This window comes from Infirmifilum tikiterense, from assembly GCF_054696565.1.
Genome location: NZ_CP182482.1, coordinates 1,843,973 through 1,862,464 on the forward strand (window position 1 = coordinate 1,843,973; position 18,492 = coordinate 1,862,464).

Here is an 18,492-nt window from a genome sequence, read left to right on the forward strand (position 1 = left end):
AGGCCCCGGCCCGCGGTTGGCCGCCGCGCATCGCGGCGGCCGCCGGACGCTCCTCCCCGGAAGCCCCGCTAGGGGCAGGCCCGAAGAGGGCGATGCGACGCCCCCGTGGGGCGACCCCGAGGCTGAAGAAGGATGACGACGACTTCAAGGGGGCCAGCAGGGGGCGATAAGGAGGAGCCAAGTCTCCGCACCCTCGCGTACCTCCCGACTATTCTGTACTTCCCCAGCTTCAGCCTCCTACCCCTGGCCACCCTCACCTTACCCTCAATCAGCAACTCGAGGATGTGCTCGCTCAAGCTCACCTTTACACCCTTTCCGCTCAAACCACCGGTACCCATGCTGCAATTTAGCCCGCAAGCCTTATTATCAATTTTGCTAGAATCACTCACCAAAACTCCCATAACGCGTTAGCTATGCTAGTTCAAGCTAGCGCCCTACAGCATGACAGCGGTACTGGGAAATACCACGATGTTCAACGCACTCGGGAATATTCAGGACCTTTCTTATGAGATCGATTTATGCGCGGTCAATCGTAAAGTGTATATACACTTAGGCCCGGATGTATACACGGTGATAAACGTGGGGAAGAGAGGCCTCTACGTTAGGGTCGACGAGGAGCTACTCAGAAGGTTTGCGGAAAAGGCTCGAAGACTAGGCATGACAACGAGCGAAGCCCTACGCAGAGCCATGGAGTCTTTCGCAACCCCTCATGGGCCCTCCATGACCTCACGGATGAGAGGGCTCGTAAAGAGCAGGCTCTCCTACGAGGAGCTGGAAGAAGCATACTCGGTGTTTAAAGGTTGAAGATTTTCCTAGATTCATCCGTGTTCCTCAAGCTGCTACTCGACGAGCCAGGCGCCGAGGAGGCCCAGGAGATACTGGAAGCGGTTGAATCCGGCGGGCTTAAGGCCTACATCACGCCGCTAGTGCTAGAGGAGGTTTCCTTTAAACTCCTCCTTGCTCAGGCTAGCTACCTTCTAGGCACCGCGAACGTTTGGAGGATCAGGCAAGCCCTCAGGGAGGACGAAGCTCTAAGAGCGAAGTGCTTCACTGTCCTGGAAGAGCTATCGAGGTACATCGAGAAGCTGTCAGAAGGAGGTTTAAGAGTGGAGCCTATCCTACACACCGACTGGCTTGTTAGCACACGCTACGTGGAAAAGTACGGCCTGCTACCGGCAGATGCGATGCACGTTGCCGTAGCATCCCGGCTCAGCGTGTCTACCATAGCAACATTCGACGAAGACTTCAAGCACGTAAAAGGCATTAAAGTAATCCCATAGCACTGCTACAAGAAGCGTTAAGTAGACGGGGCGAGGCCTTTACCCGGGTCGAGCCTGGAGCCGCCTGAGCAACCCGAGGAAGCCCCTCAGATCCTCGATGCCCACGGGGAGGATGCCGACCCTAAGCGCCTCCACCGCCCTGTACGCGTCGCTAACCACCCTGACGGGGTAGAAGCCCATCCTCAGCGCCGTCACGCAGTTGTACAGGTCATCGTCCAGCACCACCACGGGCCCACGCCACCCCAGCTCCTCCACGCAGGCCCTGAACATCTCGGACTTAAACGGCCCGTAGCCGCTGTCCCGGCCGTAGAGCCTGACGCCGCCCAGGTGCCTCCTCAGCACGGAGACGGGCTGCATGCTGGCGACGCAGAGCTCAAGTCCCTCTAGGTCCCCGCCGCCCAGCAGGCGCTCCGCCGGTGCCCTCTCCTCGAAGCTCTGCAGTAGACGCGACGCCTCCTCGAACCTACTCCTGTCCTCCATCCAGAGCCTCCGCAGCATCCCCGTCACGCTCTCCCAGGGCCTCCTGAAGCCGCGCCCCTCCAGCGCCCTGTAAGCTCGCCTCCAGTCGACACCAAGCCTCACGATCACCCCGTCGAAATCGAGGATTATGAGCGGCCTCCCGGCATCCGCGAGGCGCCCGTAGAATCGCCTCAGCTTGGCGTAGTCCCTCTCAAGGGAGCGCAGCCAGTCCTCCCGCTCCGCCCCGAGCCTCCCCACAGCCACAGCCAGCTGGGCCGCGACCCTAGCCGGATCCGAGAAGCTCACGTCGCTCCGCCTAGCCCTCAAGGCCATGCGGAGCCACGTCCCGGGCAGCTTGGCCGCGTACCTGAAACCGTCCAGAACCCAGTAGAACTCACCAGCCCCGACCCTCAGCCCCCTCGCGAACGCCCGAGCCGAGTCAACCCCCTCCAGCGCCGCCTTCACCAGAACCGCCGGGAAGTGATAGCCGAGCGAGACAGGGAGGTCCAGGCTACCCCAGAACTTCGGGTTCAGCTCCACCACTAAGTACCTCTCCTCGGCGGGCACCCACTTGACCTCAACCATCAGCGGCCCGGTCCAACGGAGCCTCGATAGCACTGTCCTGCCGACCTCGTAGAGCCTAGGGTCCAGGACAGGCCCCCTTGCCCCCAGGCTCGCACCGCCCCCGGGATCGTACTCGACAACCCTCTCATGCGTGAACTCGAGCAGAGGCTCCCCCTCAAAGGCGACCGCCTCGTACCCCCTCCCCCTCCCCGGCACGTACTCCTGAACCAGGCACGGGGCCCTCGCCGCCGCTGCCTCCACGGCCCCCTCCACGTCCGGGAAGAACTCCGGGCTAGCCGCGTCGCTCAAGCCCTTCACCACGAGCGGCGGCCTAAGCCTGTAGGTAGCCCCAGCCCCCGAGCCGTCCCCGACGACCACCGAAGCGGGCACGAGGCTCTCTCCCAGTAGCTCCGCGAGCCCCGCCTTGCTCGACGCGGCCACGACCTGCCCGTAGTCCGGAGCGATAACAGCGACCCGCCCGCGCCCCTTAACCCGCGAGAGCGAGAGGACGTCCAGGAAGTCCACAGGCACCACCGCGTCGCCCCCAACCCCCTCAGCAGCCTCGAGCACCGCAAGCCCCCACTCAGCCCCGCCACGCGACGCGCCCTCCAGCACCACAACCCTGTCGAAAAGCCGCGAGTAGGCGAAGGGGTGCCTCCTGTGGGACACACCCACAACCTCAGCCCCAAGAGCCGCCCTCAGGGACCGCGCGATCGCGAGCGCCTTACGCGAGGCAATCGATGCGACGACAACCCTGTAGCCCATCAAGACCAAGCCTGACTCCAAACCCTACCAAGATAAAGTTAACCGCACCACACTCCGGGTCGCCAACAACGCCCGATCCGCGCTCTAGGTGCCTGGATGCCCAAGCCCTGAAAGGGAGGATCTGGGAGATCTTCGCAGAGTTCGTGAGCTTCACAGCTTCTCACTGCAACAAAGTATGAGCTGAAGAATGCCTGCAAGGTCGAGCTGCCAGGGGTTGAAGCAGGTAAGTGTAACTGACTGGGCATGTTCGAACCTAGCGCGAGAGCTCTTGAATCCCTCGCAAGCAGTTATATCTCAGGGAAATAAAGCTAACACGGGGAGAAAGGTAAGGTGCGCAAGGGTATAAATACTTTAAACGCGAATAGCTGGTAGGAGAGCCGTGGATATCCTCAGCGTGCTCTCGGCCATCGGAGGGGTAGGAGGGCTCGCGACGATCATCGCCCTAGCCTACTGGCTGGGAGGCAAATTCCGGGAAATAGATCTGAAGTTCGCCAATATCGAGAAAAGATTCGAGCAAATAGACGAGAGGTTCACCGATGTAGACCGAAGGTTTGAGGCCGTCGAAAAACGGCTCGACGGCGTCGAGAGGGAGCTGAAGAGGCTTGATGAGAAGCTCGACAGTAGAACCTCAGAGCTCGCCGAGAGGATCTCGGGGCTCGAAGCAATGGTGGGCAGGAAGCTCGAGAGGCTGGCCGACGCCTTCGTGAGCTACCAGGAGTTCCTCGCATCCTACTTCGTCTCCGAGGGCGTGCTGAAGCCCGAGGCCGCCCGCGTAGCCTTGGTCGAGGCGAGGAACCTGATGAGGCTCGCCGTCTCGAACCCCTTCACCCGGGAGGAGTGGAAGAGGCTCGCCGACCTCCTAGACAAGAGCGAGAAGGAGGAGCTGAGCCTCGAGGAAGCCCAGGAGCTGCTGGAGCTGGCCAGGAAGGCCGTGAGGGAGTACGGGGAGCACCCCGAAGCCTGGAAGCTGCACATATACGCCTCGATGATGCTCGGCCTAGCCTACAAGAGGATGAAGGAGCAGAGGCAGCAGAAGTGAAGCTCGAAGCACGAAAAGAGGCACCGGAGCCCGGCTCAAGCCTACGGGTGTTTCCCGGCGTCAGATCTCGCCCGAGGCAACCATCCTGTATGCAGTCGCCATGTCCACGAGCTCGTACCTCGACAGCGCCTCAAGCACCCACGGGTACGCGAGCTCACCTCGGCAGGATTGCGTTCACCCTGACAGTAGCCGGCGGATCATTCACGTGCCTCCGCAAGCCCCTCTTGAAGCGCGAGACCAACCTCTTCGAAGTCAAAGACCACGAATAGCTTTTAGTTCTCGCCTCATTGAAGTTTGTTGCTCCTGCTTTGTCATCACTCGTAAAGCATAGGGAACCTCAAACCATAGCCTCGTGGCAGACAGCCGCAGATTGCGAGCAACAGAAAGTGCTTTCATTTGTTTCCTCAAAACCGCGATTCGAGTGAATCTGCTTTTCAAATTTCAGGCCTCCGTTAATTCATCTGCTGCATTTAGATGCGTTTATTTTCAGAGCGAGAATCTGTCGGAGAAGATGAGTTTCGATAAAGGTCTAATTACCGGTTTTAGAGACTCTGGAGTGCTGTCCAAAAGCACGTATGGAAGCTTATAAAGTCTTAGCTTGATGAAAAGCTGTCCCTTCCTCGAAAGGGGGATGAAATAACGTGGAACAAGCTTCTTTTCAAAGCCGACATTCATTTTAAACCTCCCTAGATCTCCGCTCTGCATCCTGCCATATACTATTCTTTTTAAGGGTGTGCGGGAGCAGTACCTTACAGCCTCAGCTACAAGCGCGTAATTCGGCGTCTTATCCCTGTGCTTAACGTAGCTCAGGATCTGATTCATTAGCCAATACTTATCTGTCATAACTAGATGTACAAACCCTATCAGCTCACCCCGCCAATACGCACCTATATAGACATTCCTTTCATCCAGCCACCTCTTGTAGCCCTCAAGAACCTCTCTAAAAGTTACGCCGTAGTGCCGAAAGTACTTGCCCTGCCGAATAGGCGTTTCGTTATAGATGCGCGTGACTCCCAGGAAGAAATCGCGATCAGGTTTCACGACTCTGACCTCAACGCCCCTCTTCTCAGCCTTCCTGACAGTATTCCTGGTTTTCTTGCCTACCTTCTTCCACCAGTCGTCAAAGCTTTCAAACTCGCACACAGCCATATTATCCCAGACCATGGGGTACCTGTAGCGGGGCACGACGTCCGGGTACCTCTGCCACCAAGTAAAGACATCGCCGTCCACCCAAGCTAGGTATTCCTCAGAGAAGTTGAAGTCCTCAAGCCACTCATTAGGCGCGCGGATCACTCTAACTTTGAGCATGCTTCATCACCCAATCAATGTATCTCATGCAAAAGCTGCTGTACTCGCTGAGGAAGAGCTCGTACACACGTGTAAGCTTGCGCAACCCAAGCAAGGTCATAGCAAGCTTCGCGGCCTTAGCGTAAACACCGGAACCCTGCACCCCAACAGACCGCACAAACCACTCCGGGTGCGTCAAAACTGAAGCATAACCATCGACATTAAGTCTCCTCTCTAAGTCACTCTTGAAAAACCTGTACCCTTTCTCAACCCCGTAGCGTTTGATGTAGTGCAAGTCGAGGCTGAGGTGCGTGTTAATAACCAATGTCTTCACCGTGCTAGGAGGGTCCCCGTACCCCTCCATGTACCTTAAGCCAAGCCTATCCATAACAAGCCAGTTCACAGGAGGATTGTTCCAACCGATAACCGCTCCATGAGGAGTCACGCCGTTGACAACCAACCCGTGTTCACGCAGCACGCTCAACTCCCACTCCGGGGGAGGGAGGCTCTCCCTGCCGTCGGTGTTATCCAGATGCAACCCTATTTCCCACCCAGAGCCCTGAAGCTCCAAAAGCATCCTCCAGTCCGACTCGCTTTTCGGAACCCTAGCCCTCACAAAAAAGGTGCTTCGAACGTCGAACCTGTCCTCTAGCCTCGAAACTATGGGCACACCCTTTCGTAACCCCCAAATGGTGTCGACGTCATGCCTTAGCAAGATCATGTGCAGGCTAGATGAGCATTATTTCTGAAACCTTTTTAAGCTTTCCTTTATTGCGGTAGAGGGGTAACGTGAGCTGCCACAATAAAAGCATCAAGCTCGTGGTAGTAGCAGGTCCTGTCGGAACAACGCCTAGAGAAATGTCGCGAGCGTTTATATTTGATGAAGCATTCATGCTTGCAAAGAAAGGCTTAACAGTCCATGTAGTGAGATCATCGCTCTTCGACCATAGCTATGAAGTATCCTATGGCATTCATTTTCATAATCTCGGTGGTTACATCTCGTTAGATGCCTTTAGGATGGTTATTAAAAACTTGCCTAAATATCCAGCACCCTCTCTACTCAGGAAAATTTACTTAATCTACTGGGAGAATTTGTATGCATCTCGTGTTACAACTATTATCCGGAGAACTAACGCTACGATTATACATGCGCACTTTGCTTATCCCGAAGGTTTTGTCGGCTTGCTAGCTAAAAGAGAGACAAAAAGGCCCTTAGTTATCTCAGTATGGGGGCGTGATGTACAAGCAGATCCTGATAGTGGCTATGGTGCACTTACGTCGCGACGGACAGCCGATCTAGTTCGGGAAGCACTTTCTAATGCAGATGCGATAATTGCAAGCGCTTTAAACCATTATTGGACTGTGATAAAACTTATCGGTGATCATGAGAGGCAGAAAGTATTTTATTTACCACCTGGAATCGATACTTCCCGTTTCCATCCTAGCATTAACGGTAGCGTTGTGAGGCGTGTACTCGGTATACAAGAGGATCAAAATATTGTCTTATTTCCAAAACACCTTCACCGAATTTACGGAGTAGAATTACTCATAAGGGCCGCCTCTAAGGTAGTTAAGGAACATCCCAACACTATATTCCTAATCTTAGGTGACGGTCCTCTCCTGTCTTATTTAAAGAGTCTAACAAATAATCTCGGCATAGAAAGAAACGTGAGATTCGTGGGTCAAGTGCCCAGGAGCCTGATGCCCTTTTTCTATGCCGCTAGTGATATTGTGGTAGATCCGACTATTTTCGGGCAAGGTTATGCTGCACTCGAGGCTATGGCTTGCGGTAAACCGGTGATAGGATTTCGCACTGGTCAGGTTAAGATTGCAGATAAGCTCTCTGGGTACCTAGTTGAGCCATACGATATTGAGGCGTTAGCAGACAATATAGCTTTACTGTTAGGCGACCCGGAATTAAGGAGGCAGATGGGAAAAAATGCTCGCATGTATGTTGAAAGGAATTTCAGCCTCGAACGCAGAATAAACATGTTGATCAACATATACGATCGTATACTAGGGCAACTCTAGAGCGCCAATAATAATTATATCGCCCACAGTATTTTCCTGAAAAAAGTGAGAAAATGAGCGGAAAGAGCAACGTAAAAGCTAGGTTCGTGGGTGCTGGAACGATAATATTGGGAAATGTCGAGATCGGAGAGAATAGTTGGATTGGATATTATTGTCTGCTGGAAGGCTTAAATGCTCCAATAGTGATCGGTAAAAACTCCGTCGTCGCTAGCTTCGCGGCTATTTATACGCACAACACGATGTTGAGAGATATCGGGATCGGTGAAAAAATAGTTTCAAAAGTTGTGATAGGAGAGAATGTACACATTGGACATGGGGCAGTAATAGTTCCTAAAAGAAACGGAGAAATTATAATAGGTGATCACTCAATCATACAAGCATATGCAGTTGTGTCGCAGAGTGTACCTGCGTGGAGTATTTACAGAAGGGATGGAAAATGTGTTCCGATAAGGAAAAATACTTAGTCGACCAAACGATTTTGGTTACAGGAGGAGCGGGCTTCATCGGTAGTAACCTAGTTAAAAAATTGATCGAACATAGCTGTAAAAAAATTATAATAGTTGATAATCTCATCCTAAAGAAAATGGGTGGAAACCAGTGGGGATTAGAGATACTGAAAAGCCTTCCAGCCGAAAGATACAAGTTGATAATAGCTGATGCTTCAGATTACGCAAAAATGGCAGAAATAATAAGGAGTGAACATATCGATTTAGTTTTTAACCTAGCGATATTACCACTTCCAGTATCGCTTAAACAACCCAAACTTGTATACGACACAAATGTGCGGATAGCATCAGTGTTCGCAGAGTTGCTGAGAAGGGACTACTACAGTACACTAATTCATTTCTCTTCGTCGGAAGTTTACGGCTCAGCAAAATACGTTCCGATGGATGAAAACCACCCTCTGGAGCCTTCTACAGCCTATGGTGCAAGTAAAGCATCCCAGGATCTACTGCTTTTATCATACTACATGACTTATGGCATCGATGTGAGAATAATTCGACCTTTTAACAATGTGGGACCTGCACAAAACGATTTTTCCTACTCAGCTGTAATTCCTAGGACTATAAGGAGAATTCTGGAAGGCAAGCCACCAGAAATCTATGGCGATGGGTTGCAGACACGCGATTTCATACATGTTGAAGATACATGCGAAGCCGCAATATCCATTGCGAAATGTGATAGGCTGAAAGGAGAGGCTATAAACATCGCTTCGGGGAGAGAAACTCGTATTAAAGACCTTATTTACATGATAGCTAAACTATTAGGCTACACGGGAAAAATAATTCACAAACCGCCTCGTCCCGGAGATGTACGGAGGCACTGCGCGGATATTGGCAAAGCGAGAAGGCTCTTAGGCTTTCAACCGAAGAGAAGTTTGGAGGACGCTATTAAAGACGCTATAAGATTTTATAAGGAAGTGTACAATGTCACGTAGGTGTTTAATCCTATGATAAAATACCCTCTAATCAAACCAGAATTGGGTGAAGAAGAGTTACTGGAGGTAAGAAAGGTTTTCAAGTCTGGATGGCTAACTCAAGGTCCCTACGTTGAATTATTCGAGCGTGAATTCGCTAAATACGTTGGAGCCAGATATGCTGTTGCTGTCACGTCATGTACAACTGCTTTATATTTGTCATTAAAGGCTCTCAAATTGCGCAATAAAATTCTTGTCCCTGATTTTACCTTTCCCGCTACCGCTAATGCTGCGATAGAGGCTGGGCTAGAACCCGTATTGGTAGACGTTGATCCCAAAAACTACGGGATAGACTTCAATCTAGTGAAGGAAAACCTCCCCCAAAATACTAGTGGTATAATAGTTGTTCATCCATTTGGATACCCACTTGATTTGCAGACATTTCTAGATTTTGTGAAAGAGAAAGACCTATACTTAATTGAAGATGCAGCAACAGCCCTTGGAAGCTTGCGCAAGCAAAGGCATGCAGGCACATTCGGGCATGTAGGGTGTTATAGCTTCCATCCTCGAAAGCTTCTGACTACGGGAGAAGGAGGCATGATCGTTACTAATGACGAAGAATTATATGAGAAGTTACTTATATTAAGAGATCACGGGCGAGATAAATCTGGAAGGTTTGTCGAACACTCACTTAATTTCAGGATGCCAGATATCTTGGCAGCAATAGGTTTAATTCAGCTACGAAAAATAGAAGAAATTATCGAGAAACGCAGAAAAATAGCAAAGATATATATTAAAATTTTAAAAGACTTAATGCCTTTTCTACATATTATTGAAGAGGACAACGATAGTAGATGCACTTACCAATCCTTCGTTGTCAAACTTCCCAGAAAGTACGCCTCTTACCAGCATCACATTATGCGAAGCTTGAGGGAGGAGTATGGGATTGAATCCCAAATTGGAACATATGCTCTCCACTTGGAGCCAAGCTTTAGCAATTACAGCAATCTAGGTTCACTTAAGGTATCGGAGGAACTAAGAACTACAACGCTAACGCTTCCTCTCTACTCCGATTTGGAATATTCCGATTTTGAATATATAGCAAATGCCTTAAAAACCACGCTGAGGAAGATCGGATGAAGCGATTGTGTGGAGTGGTTATACCTGCTCGTGATGAGGAGAAATACATCGAGAACACATTGGTAAGCTTAGTGAATCAGACTTCCCCTCCCTTCATCGTCGTGGTGAATGATGGTAGCGTTGACGCAACGGGTGAACTAGCCTCAAAACATGCTGACGTCGTGGTTAACCTGCCTAGGCATGAAGATAGTTGGGTCGGTAGGCCAGAGCTTGCTAAGGTTATCAATGCTGGGTTCGATATCTTAAGGAATGTGAGCGTGGAGTACGTGATGGTTAGTGGTAGTGAAGCCGTTTACCCCCCGCACTACATCGAGGAGATAACGCGCAGGATGAAGCGTGAAGGCGTAGTGATGGCGTCTGGAGTCGCTGAGGGGGAAAGGGCTAGGTCGTTTTCACCTCGAGGGTCTGGCAGGGTTATCGACTCTGAATGGTTTAGATCTATCGGTTTCAAGTACCCGGAAAACTACGGTTTTGAGGCATATGTGGTGTTTAAGGCGCTCTCTCAGGGCAAGACGGTTGCGGTTTATCCCGACGTGAGGTTCAAGCTACAACGAAGGACGCAATTTTCTTCAAGAAAAGCCTACTACTGGGGGAAAGGTATGAGAGCGCTTAACTATGATCCTTTGTATGTTCTGGGTAGAGTTGCCTTACTCTCTTTGCGTTCACCTCGCATTGGTTTCGCTATGCTAAAAGGTTACTTGTCTTCAGATGTGGAGAAATACCACGATCTTAGCAAGTTTGTCTCTACATTTCAGAGAAGGTACATCCTCTTCATGTTAAGAGAACTAGTAAAAAATCCGTGAAATAGGCGTGTGCAATTTACGCTGTAAAGTAATACTGCCAGAGTGATTGACTAAGAATAACGTCCATAGCTTCCTAGAGAGTTTTCCCCACGAAGAGTGCCTAAAACCTTAAGCTGAGTTAGTCTTTAAAAGTGCCAAAGAGAAAGTTTTGGGCTGGTCATCGGATTCAGTGCTTAGCGGAAGGATCATGCACATGGACTCAGAGGGTCAGTTAAAACGTGTACTTCCCCATTCTGCTTACACGGTTACAAGCCCCTATTAAATAGCTGTCTCCGGCTAAAACTTGTAAGTAAGCTCTGTATCAGCAACAAATACTCCTGAAATGGCATCTTCCAATCAATTGATATTTTTGAAAACTTGCTCGACAAGCATATTCCGTATTGTAACAAGTCACTAGGGCTAAGTAAAGGCAGTGATTTCTCTGCATCTCATTTGTCCCCTCCGAAGCTCAGCACCATTGAAGACAATGGTCCTAAGCATCCCATGCGCGACTATAACAGGCGGCGGTTGTGGAGCCACTCAGCGACGCCGCAAGTCCTCGTGAAGCCGAGGAGACGTAGGGGCTCGCGCGGGAACACATCAGGAGCCTACGAGAGGGTGCTCGTGAGGTACACGTTGGGCATCACGCATCCAACGGTACCTCAAAATGTACTCAATTAGCCCTGTAGCCTAACGCTCAGTAGTATGCTTCTAAAATCCCGCTGACTTCCACCCCGCGGCTAAACCCCTCCCCTGCAGGTAGACGTCTAAGGAGCAGGACGCCCAGCCCACTCCTCAAAGGCTTTAAACTGCCTCACTGACACGCATGGACCCTGATACGAAGCTCTCAAAGGGGTCATTTTGGGCGTTGCCGAACTGCTTTCTCGATCCTCTCCGTCAGCCTGTACTCCATTCGCTTGAGGTAGAGGGACACTATCGCGAGAAGCATCGAGACGAAGCCCACGCTCACGAGTTGGAGCGAGATGATCGCCCAGACGAAGTGCTCGACCCTCCGGAAGACGTACTCGTAGAACACCCAGAGGAGTATCGGAACCCCCGGCAGCAGCGGCACGGAGCCCAGGGCGAAGACGACGACTGTCGGGTTGTAGCGCCAGGCGAGCCTCACCGCGTCGAGCATGATCTGGAGCCCGTGGCGCATGCCCAGCTTAGGCTTTCCTTTGCGCTTCCGGTAGCGGACTGGGACCTCTGTGATCCTGCGGGACGTGCTGGCGACGTGAGCGGCGACCTCGACCTCGATGCTGAAGCTCCTCCCCTCGAACCAGACCTCCCTGAGCACGTCCGCCCGCACGAGGTACATGCCCGAGCATACGTCTGACAGCCTCGTGCCGAACAGGATGTTGAAGGTTTTCGTGATAACCCAGTTCCCGAAGCGGTTGAGGAGGGGTATGTTCTCCCTGCCTATCAGCCTCGCCCCTATAACCTCGTCGTAGCCCTCCGCGGCGCTGAGCATCGCACCGAGGTAGGACGCGTCGTAGGTGTGGTCCCCGTCTATCACTAGCACCCAGGGGGTCTCGACGAACCTCAAACCCGTCTTGACCGCGAGGGCCTTCCCCCTGCCCTCCTGCATCACAACCCTAGCCCCCTTCGAGGACGCTATCTCTCGCGTCCTGTCCCTCGAGCCCCCGTCCACGACGACTATCTTATCGACGCCGTTGGCCCTGAGCTCGTCTATTACGAGCCCGATGCCCTCCTCCTCATCGAGCGTCGGCACAATCGCTGTGACATCGACGCTGGACGGCATCTCGACTCTCGACCAATAAACTACTTCTGCCTCAATTTATTTTTACGCTTGACGAGCTCTGCCTCGAGCCGAACAACAACCGACTTCCTGTAGGCGGCGAGCACGCCGACCGAAGCTGTGAACGCATAGAGGGTGAGGGCTACAGGCGTCAGCCTTATCCCCCACGGGGTGTAGTTCAGCAGCAGCCCCAGCAGGGGCACCACGGCCAGCGAGAGACCGATGGACAGGGCGAGGCGCTCCAACGGGCTGAGCTCGCGCTCCGACGGGTAGAGGGCCTCGACGAGCACGTAACCAGGCAGGTAGAGGACGAAGAGCGAGCCGAAAACGTACCTGAGAACGGTGAGCGCGGGGTGGGCCCAGCTGAAGTACACTAGAAGCAGTGTCGCGGAGGAGAGCGTCAAGGTTGACCAGAACCACAGGCTGTAGTCGAGCCTAGCCAGGTACCCCGCCAGGCCCAGCGGCGGGGAGGGGTCCACGAGCTCCACGGCCCCCCGGGAGACCTCCTCGTAGACCTCCCTGAGCACCCTGTAACTCAGCTTCCCGCGAGACCTGGAAGACGCGTACTCCTCGAGCGTAGCCACGCTAAACACCCGGCCTGACGACATCCACGTAGAGGTGAGTCCACCTGCCCGTGTACACCCAACCGCCCTCAGTCGCGTTGTACACCCAAAGCTCGAAGATCAGGGCCGCCCTGCTCCCGTTGAAGCCCTGGGGCACGGCCACGGACACTCTGAAGGTAGCGTTCTCGCCGTGGGCAAGCGCGCCCCTCCACTCGGCGATGGGCAGCTCAGGGGAGGGCGTCGAGTTAGAGGGGATGGTTCCGTTGGTCCCCACCCTGAAGACGACCTTGTAGTAGATCGGCCTGCCCTCGTGGTTGTACACGAAGACGCAGAGGTCTGTGGGCTGGCCCGGGATAACCCTCCTGGGATAGTCCCCTATCCTGCACTGGGCGTCGAGCAGCCCCAGCGCCGTGAAGGGCTCCTGAACCTCCGGGCGCAGAAGCTGGGCCGCGGCGAAAACCGAGGCCACCGTAACGACGGCCAGTATCACGGCGAAGACCTCCTCGTCCAGTATCACTCCCCACCACCCCTCCTCTTCTCGACAAGCCAGCCGCGGTGGAGCATGAACCAAACGTACACGTACACCCGCGGGATCGCGAGGTAGGCGACGAGGGGGAGGGAGAGCACGAGCGCTGCCAGCGAGTACCTGGCCACGGCCTTACTGAGGTACACCTCCTCCGCGGCGGCCTTCAGGGACTGCACCTCAGACGAGATGTTGTCGAGGAGGCTCATAGCCTCGCTCGTCCGGTTCGCCTCGTAGAGCTTAATCGCCGCGTCGAGGCCCCTCGTCAAGTTCGAGACGTCAACCCCCCTGCTGCTAAGGTACTCGAGATCCTTGATGATGGGTGAAACCCTGTCATCCAGAGGGTCGCAGAATGCCGGCGCTACGGAGATTACGAGTAGCATGAAGGTAAGCCAGAGAGCGCCGCGCAAGGTAAACACACCCACTCGGTTAAAAACCAGTCTAATATTTCTTTACTGCCTCCCTATCAACAATCCTGCCATCTAGAAGCATAAGGTCTCTGTCCGACGGGAAGCTCGTAACAAGGTCGGTTGTAGTCATGAGCACGGCCACCCCGATTTCGGCTGAGAGTCTTCTAAACAGCGAAACCACCAGTGCCTCTGAGTAGTTATCGAGGTTGGATGTGGGCTCATCCGCGACGAGTAGCAAAGGCCTCTTAGCGATGGCTCTCGCCACGGCAACTCTCTGCCTCTGCCCCCCGCTGAGCTCGCTAGGCAGGGAGTCCGACAGGCTCTCGATCCCCAGGAGCCTTAAAGAGTTTTCTACGCGTACGCGCCTCTCACCCGGAGGTAAGCCCATGATCCTCAAAGGAAGCTCCACGTTCTCGTAGACCGTATAGGAGTCTATGAGCGAGAAGTACTGGTCAACGTAGCCGATATAGCTCAGCCTGACTCTAGAAAGCCTCCCATCATCAAAACCTGTAACATCGACACCGTTAAACACCACGCGCCCTGAGTCCGGCTTAAGGATGAGGGCCGCTATCCGTGCAAGAGTGGATTTTCCCACCCCGCTTCGCCCCCTGACGACGACAAACTCCCCTGCTTTGACGCTCAGGCTGGCCCCGTCGAGCACTCTGGTATTGCCAAGAGACTTCGAAACGTTCTCTAAGCCAAGCACGATCCTAGCCTCCCGCAACGACAAACACCTCATCTGAGTCAAAGAGCCTGCTAAACCTGGGCAGTGAAGAGAGGAAAGGTTCCACAGGGTAAACACTCAAACCACTCACATAGCCTTTGGAAAAGTAATCCCTCAGGACCACTGATGGGACCCCGGTCGGGAGTGCTCTACCTGCGTAAGAGTAAGCTAGAACACTGCCGGTATCAACTCTCAAGACGCTTGTGCAGAAGTAGCTAACCTTATCGTCGCCGCCCAGGACACCACCCTTCACAAGCCCCAACACCCCCTTGAGGCTTTCAACTTCTGCTTCACTGTAACGCCAGTAGAAGGCGGGGCCGTCCCCGAAGCTTGAGAGCGTGACAAGGCTGAAGGCTGAGAGAGCTAGTAGAAGCAGCGAGAGAGCCACACTAACCCTGATAACTCGCCTCCCGGCACTGGACAGCACGCATGCGAGCAACCCTGCCGGGAGAGAGAAGTAGTTCAAAAACCTGTGAAGCACGGAAGCAAGCTCGGGCTTGGCGAATAGCACGTAGAGGGAGAAAACGCTCGGCGGAAGGGAGAGAGCATACACCGCCGCCAGCAGCTCTCTGCGCGGGAGCTTCCTCGAAACCAGGAAAAGGAAGGGAGCGAAAGCAGGCGCCACATAGGGTAACAGCTCCCCGTAGTTTACACTGAGCCCTACAACAGCGGGCGTCCGCGATGAGAACAGTAAAAGTAGAAGCACCAACACGCCAACAAGCCCCTCGACGTAGCCAACCCTCGAGAACCTCAAGTACACTACAACGCCCAGCGTGAGGTAGCAGGCGTATAGAGCGAGCATAGCTGCGTCTGCGAACCCCAGCCTCAACCGTAACCCTGCACCACCGTAAGCCGTGTAGTACAGAAGGAAAAACCCCCCTGTTAAAAGCCCCAGCACAATGCTCCTAACCGGTCTAATAGGACACGGCTTCCTGTAGTAGCCAATAGCTTTCAAGCCTGTGCAAACTGCAGCTAAGCTCAAAAACAGCGAGAAAGCCATAATCGAAGCCAGGTGATGGCTCAGAACCAGAGCCCCTATGAGCACCGTAGCCACCAGCACGTCCCGGCGCGAGCCGCGAGTGGTAAGGAGGAGCAAAGCGAAGAGAAACGGGTAGGCGTAAACCTCCTTGAGTAGAGAGGACGCGAAAACAGCGACTGACGGGTAAAACAGCCAAACCGCAGGCAAAGCCTCAGCAAGGCCATCCCGCCCGGTGATGCGCTTAGCGAAAGCACCTAGCATCAGGGAAGACGACAAAAGCGAAGCCACAAGGAGGGAGAAGCTGTAGGTTAGCTCGACGCCAACACCTGAAACCAGCGAGAACGTAGCAGATGCTAGTATAACGCCAGGCCACCTGTTACTGTAACCATCGAAAGCGCGATCATCCCATATTCTCAAGCTCGAGTTCGAAGCAATTCTCTCACTCGCCCTAATCAGCGGCCAAACGTCAGTCGAGAAGGGCTCACCCGTAAGAAGGTAGGGGAGCAGATGGAGTAGCAGGCCCGCGCAGAGAATCAATCCCAGAGCTCCGTGATGCAGCTTACTCAAACACCTCCCCCTCCCAAAACGCCTGCAGAGGCGAAGCCCCAGACAAGTACCACGCCCGCGGCCAGGACCATCGGTGAGGGAGCAGGCCTCACCACGAACCCGAAGAGCCTGAGACCCAAAGGCGCATAGCACAGGATAAGGCCCGCCAGAACCCCGCCTAGTGCCGCGTAGGCAAGTAGCACTGCGACCAAGCTGGCCTTCAAGGACCTCGAGGATACACCAGAGTACCTTAACACGGCAAACTCCCTAGCCCGCGCCGCGAGCACAAACCCTCCAAGCATCAAGGCAGACACAGCCAGCGTCGCGCACACAGCCACAACCAGAGCTTGGAAAACCTCCACCGGGACTCCAAGCCTGTCAAGCGCCTCACCGGCGTAAGCCGAGTAAAGTTTCGCGCTGAAGTTGCCACCTGCACTCCTAACCGCCAGGACTACCCTCTCCCCGACGCCCTTCCCGTAGGGACCGGAACCGAGCGCCTCCAGCACTGCAGCGGCCCCCCTCTCAGAGCGGATTACGGCAACCGAAGCCTGAGACGACCCAAACCCGCGGATAAAACGGGCAGTCGTAAGGTCTGAGACGAGCATCCACGAGTAGGGCCACCCACTGGCGAGGCCACAGACCCGGAGAACGTAAGGAAGGGAAGTGTAAGGCGAGTAAACAAGAACCTCTACCCCCTCGCGCACGCCGAGCTCGCGTGCTAAATCCTCCCCTATCAGCAAGCAGCCTTGTCGCGCGGAGCTGGCCGATGAGGAAACACTCTTGAGGGCCTCCTCCCCTAGACCCACTAAGATTACCGTCGAGTTCCTTAGCCTAACCAGCGCGTAGACTCTCTCCTCGATCTCAACGCCGGGAACGCTCCTGAGCCTTTCCCTTAACTGGCCAACGTTGACAACGGAGGCGAAAGGTGCCAAAGAGATGCTCGTCACAACAACAGCCCCGGGGCTCCCGGCATCCACGATACTATCGTAGAACCCGTAGACCCCAAATAGAAGCGAGCCTGAGGCGATGACTGCGAGCTCCATTAGCAGGATTTGGAGAAACACCAAAACGTGTAGCCTGAAACCCCAGACGCGGGCAACCTCAGCAAGCACTCTCACTCCTACCCACCTTGAAGCGTGTGACCAGGAAGCCTGAAAGAATAGTTATCACGACGTGCATGGTGAATGGCGCCAGCACTGTAGGCGGGGGGAGAGGCCTGGAGAACACGGTAAACCCGAAGAACCTCAAAGCCCAGAGAGCACCATGGGCGATCACGACGCCAGCGGCGACACCGTAGGCGGATGAGACGAGGATTACGCTCGCGAGAGACAGAAATACAGCGGACTCAAGCTCACCGAGCCCTAAACCCTGACCCCTCAGCACGGAGATCTCCCGGGAGATAGACTCGACAGCCCTCGAGAAGGCTAGAGGGGAGGCCACCGCGAAGGGGAGGAGTGACAGGAGTGCCAGAAGAAGCATGAGTCTCGAGAAGCCGGCTCCGAGGTCACCGACCACCTCCAGCTGGGTCAAAGGCTGAGGGCAAAGCCTCAGCCCTCCCTCGCCCACGGTGAAGTTCACGACGGCAAAGCTCCCTCCAAGGTACCTGCATTCAACGAAGCCCACAACGCCCACACTGTAAACCCCTAGGGGTGTTGAAAAGCGTATATCGCGACCAGCAAAGCTCTTCCAGGCTTCGACGCTTAGAAGAGCGCCGCTGGCGCCCCCAACAGCGTACGCGGCCTTGCAACCGTACATGCTGAGGAAGTCACCGGTATTCCCGACGAGATAAACAGGTACGAGGCCTTCACCCCCGATCTGCGCGTAGGCAATCCTAGCCCAGATGCAACCAGGCCTCTGCTGAGCCGGGCCGAGAGTCGTTGTAGCTATCGTTGCGGCCTCTTGTGTCACAGCAACTGAGCCGACGAGGTAGATGGAGGACAGCGTAAGCGGCAGGGAAACAACCAGCAGGGCAACCCTGAGGACCTCCCCCCTCGTGCACACCCCGATCAGGATCACCCAAGCTCTAACAATTCTGGCCAAATCAGCCATCCACAGAACTTCCCCCAACCCTCCCACGAGCCCTCTCCCTTTAAACGTTACCTCACACACTCTGCTGAAAAGCCCGATGGACGCCAGCTTCCACTTGCACCTTAACCCAGCCAAGCAAACTGTGACGCGCCGCACATAAGCATCACTAGCTGCAGCAAAACACTTGTACCCCCGG

At 54.2% G+C, this 18,492-nt stretch carries 20 protein-coding genes; 8 read left to right on the forward strand and 12 right to left on the reverse strand.

Features of this window, described 5'->3' with window-relative positions; all coding sequences use genetic code 11:
* Positions 1-68: 68 nt before the first annotated feature.
* Positions 69-302 (reverse strand): hypothetical protein, encoded by a 234-nt coding sequence (locus ACNO7C_RS10135; RefSeq protein ID WP_460024962.1) that lies wholly within the window; start codon positions 300-302, stop codon positions 69-71.
* A 268-nt stretch (positions 303-570) separates the two neighbouring features.
* Here ACNO7C_RS10135 and ACNO7C_RS10140 point away from each other — a divergent pair, with 268 nt between their 5' ends.
* Together ACNO7C_RS10140 and ACNO7C_RS10145 are read left to right on the forward strand one after the other, a co-directional pair.
* Positions 571-804, forward strand: a complete 234-nt coding sequence (locus ACNO7C_RS10140) for a ribbon-helix-helix protein, CopG family (protein WP_460024963.1) — start codon at positions 571-573, stop codon at positions 802-804.
* Positions 801-1,280, forward strand: coding sequence for a type II toxin-antitoxin system VapC family toxin (locus ACNO7C_RS10145; protein WP_460024964.1), 480 nt, complete (start codon positions 801-803; stop codon positions 1,278-1,280). The genes ACNO7C_RS10140 and ACNO7C_RS10145 overlap by 4 nt, the downstream gene beginning before the upstream one ends.
* Before the next feature lie 39 nt (positions 1,281-1,319).
* On the opposite strand, the gene ACNO7C_RS10150 is transcribed toward ACNO7C_RS10145, so the two are convergent.
* Positions 1,320-3,068, reverse strand: a complete 1,749-nt coding sequence (locus tag ACNO7C_RS10150) for a hypothetical protein (RefSeq protein WP_460024965.1) — start codon at positions 3,066-3,068, stop codon at positions 1,320-1,322.
* Positions 3,069-3,447: 379 nt separating this feature from the next.
* On the opposite strand from ACNO7C_RS10150, the gene ACNO7C_RS10155 reads away from it, so the two are divergent.
* The gene (locus ACNO7C_RS10155) at positions 3,448-4,107 is read left to right on the forward strand and encodes a hypothetical protein (RefSeq protein ID WP_460024966.1); all 660 of its coding nucleotides are present in this window, start codon (positions 3,448-3,450) and stop codon (positions 4,105-4,107) included.
* Positions 4,108-4,593: 486 nt separating this feature from the next.
* Here ACNO7C_RS10155 and ACNO7C_RS10160 read toward each other — a convergent pair whose 3' ends face one another.
* Both ACNO7C_RS10160 and ACNO7C_RS10165 read right to left on the reverse strand, forming a co-directional pair.
* Complete coding sequence (locus ACNO7C_RS10160) at positions 4,594-5,415, reverse strand: hypothetical protein (protein ID WP_460024967.1); 822 nt, start codon at positions 5,413-5,415, stop codon at positions 4,594-4,596.
* Positions 5,402-6,115: a hypothetical protein gene (locus ACNO7C_RS10165; RefSeq protein WP_460024968.1), complete on the reverse strand. Its 714-nt coding sequence runs from the start codon at positions 6,113-6,115 to the stop codon at positions 5,402-5,404. The genes ACNO7C_RS10160 and ACNO7C_RS10165 overlap by 14 nt, the downstream gene beginning before the upstream one ends.
* A gap of 68 nt (positions 6,116-6,183) precedes the next feature.
* On the opposite strand from ACNO7C_RS10165, the gene ACNO7C_RS10170 reads away from it, so the two are divergent.
* Genes ACNO7C_RS10170 through ACNO7C_RS10190 form a run of 5 tightly spaced genes read left to right on the forward strand, consistent with a single transcriptional unit; the run spans position 6,184 to position 10,785 of the window.
* Positions 6,184-7,425, forward strand: a complete 1,242-nt coding sequence (locus tag ACNO7C_RS10170; RefSeq protein ID WP_460024969.1) for a glycosyltransferase family 4 protein — start codon at positions 6,184-6,186, stop codon at positions 7,423-7,425.
* Positions 7,426-7,478: 53 nt separating this feature from the next.
* Complete coding sequence (locus tag ACNO7C_RS10175; protein WP_460024970.1) at positions 7,479-7,889, forward strand: acyltransferase; 411 nt, start codon at positions 7,479-7,481, stop codon at positions 7,887-7,889.
* Positions 7,835-8,863, forward strand: coding sequence for a dTDP-glucose 4,6-dehydratase (locus ACNO7C_RS10180; RefSeq protein ID WP_460024971.1), 1,029 nt, complete (start codon positions 7,835-7,837; stop codon positions 8,861-8,863). The genes ACNO7C_RS10175 and ACNO7C_RS10180 overlap by 55 nt, the downstream gene beginning before the upstream one ends.
* A complete protein-coding gene (locus tag ACNO7C_RS10185; RefSeq protein WP_460024972.1) occupies positions 8,864-9,982 on the forward strand; it encodes a DegT/DnrJ/EryC1/StrS family aminotransferase in 1,119 nt (372 codons plus the stop codon).
* A gap of 14 nt (positions 9,983-9,996) precedes the next feature.
* Positions 9,997-10,785, forward strand: coding sequence for a glycosyltransferase family 2 protein (locus ACNO7C_RS10190; protein ID WP_460025935.1), 789 nt, complete (start codon positions 9,997-9,999; stop codon positions 10,783-10,785).
* 835 nt (positions 10,786-11,620) lie between these two features.
* Here ACNO7C_RS10190 and ACNO7C_RS10195 read toward each other — a convergent pair.
* Genes ACNO7C_RS10195 through ACNO7C_RS10230 form a run of 8 tightly spaced genes read right to left on the reverse strand, consistent with a single transcriptional unit; the run spans position 11,621 to position 18,344 of the window.
* The gene (locus ACNO7C_RS10195) at positions 11,621-12,526 is read right to left on the reverse strand and encodes a glycosyltransferase family 2 protein (protein WP_460024973.1); all 906 of its coding nucleotides are present in this window, start codon (positions 12,524-12,526) and stop codon (positions 11,621-11,623) included.
* Positions 12,527-12,546: 20 nt separating this feature from the next.
* Positions 12,547-13,107, reverse strand: coding sequence for a DUF1616 domain-containing protein (locus ACNO7C_RS10200; protein ID WP_460024974.1), 561 nt, complete (start codon positions 13,105-13,107; stop codon positions 12,547-12,549).
* Position 13,108: 1 nt separating this feature from the next.
* Complete coding sequence (locus ACNO7C_RS10205; protein ID WP_460024975.1) at positions 13,109-13,603, reverse strand: DUF1616 domain-containing protein; 495 nt, start codon at positions 13,601-13,603, stop codon at positions 13,109-13,111.
* Entirely contained in the window at positions 13,600-14,019 is a 420-nt protein-coding gene (locus ACNO7C_RS10210) for a hypothetical protein (protein WP_460024976.1), read from the reverse strand. Before ACNO7C_RS10210 ends, ACNO7C_RS10205 begins: the two co-directional genes overlap by 4 nt.
* 31 nt (positions 14,020-14,050) lie before the next feature.
* Positions 14,051-14,743 (reverse strand): ABC transporter ATP-binding protein, encoded by a 693-nt coding sequence (locus ACNO7C_RS10215; protein WP_460024977.1) that lies wholly within the window; start codon positions 14,741-14,743, stop codon positions 14,051-14,053.
* The gene (locus ACNO7C_RS10220; protein ID WP_460024978.1) at positions 14,730-16,289 is read right to left on the reverse strand and encodes a hypothetical protein; all 1,560 of its coding nucleotides are present in this window, start codon (positions 16,287-16,289) and stop codon (positions 14,730-14,732) included. The genes ACNO7C_RS10215 and ACNO7C_RS10220 overlap by 14 nt, the downstream gene beginning before the upstream one ends.
* Complete coding sequence (locus tag ACNO7C_RS10225; protein WP_460024979.1) at positions 16,286-17,386, reverse strand: ABC transporter permease family protein; 1,101 nt, start codon at positions 17,384-17,386, stop codon at positions 16,286-16,288. Before ACNO7C_RS10225 ends, ACNO7C_RS10220 begins: the two co-directional genes overlap by 4 nt.
* On the reverse strand, positions 17,370-18,344 hold the full coding sequence (locus ACNO7C_RS10230) for a hypothetical protein (protein WP_460024980.1): 975 nt from the start codon (positions 18,342-18,344) through the stop codon (positions 17,370-17,372). The genes ACNO7C_RS10225 and ACNO7C_RS10230 overlap by 17 nt, the downstream gene beginning before the upstream one ends.
* Between the last annotated feature and the right edge of the window lie 148 nt (positions 18,345-18,492).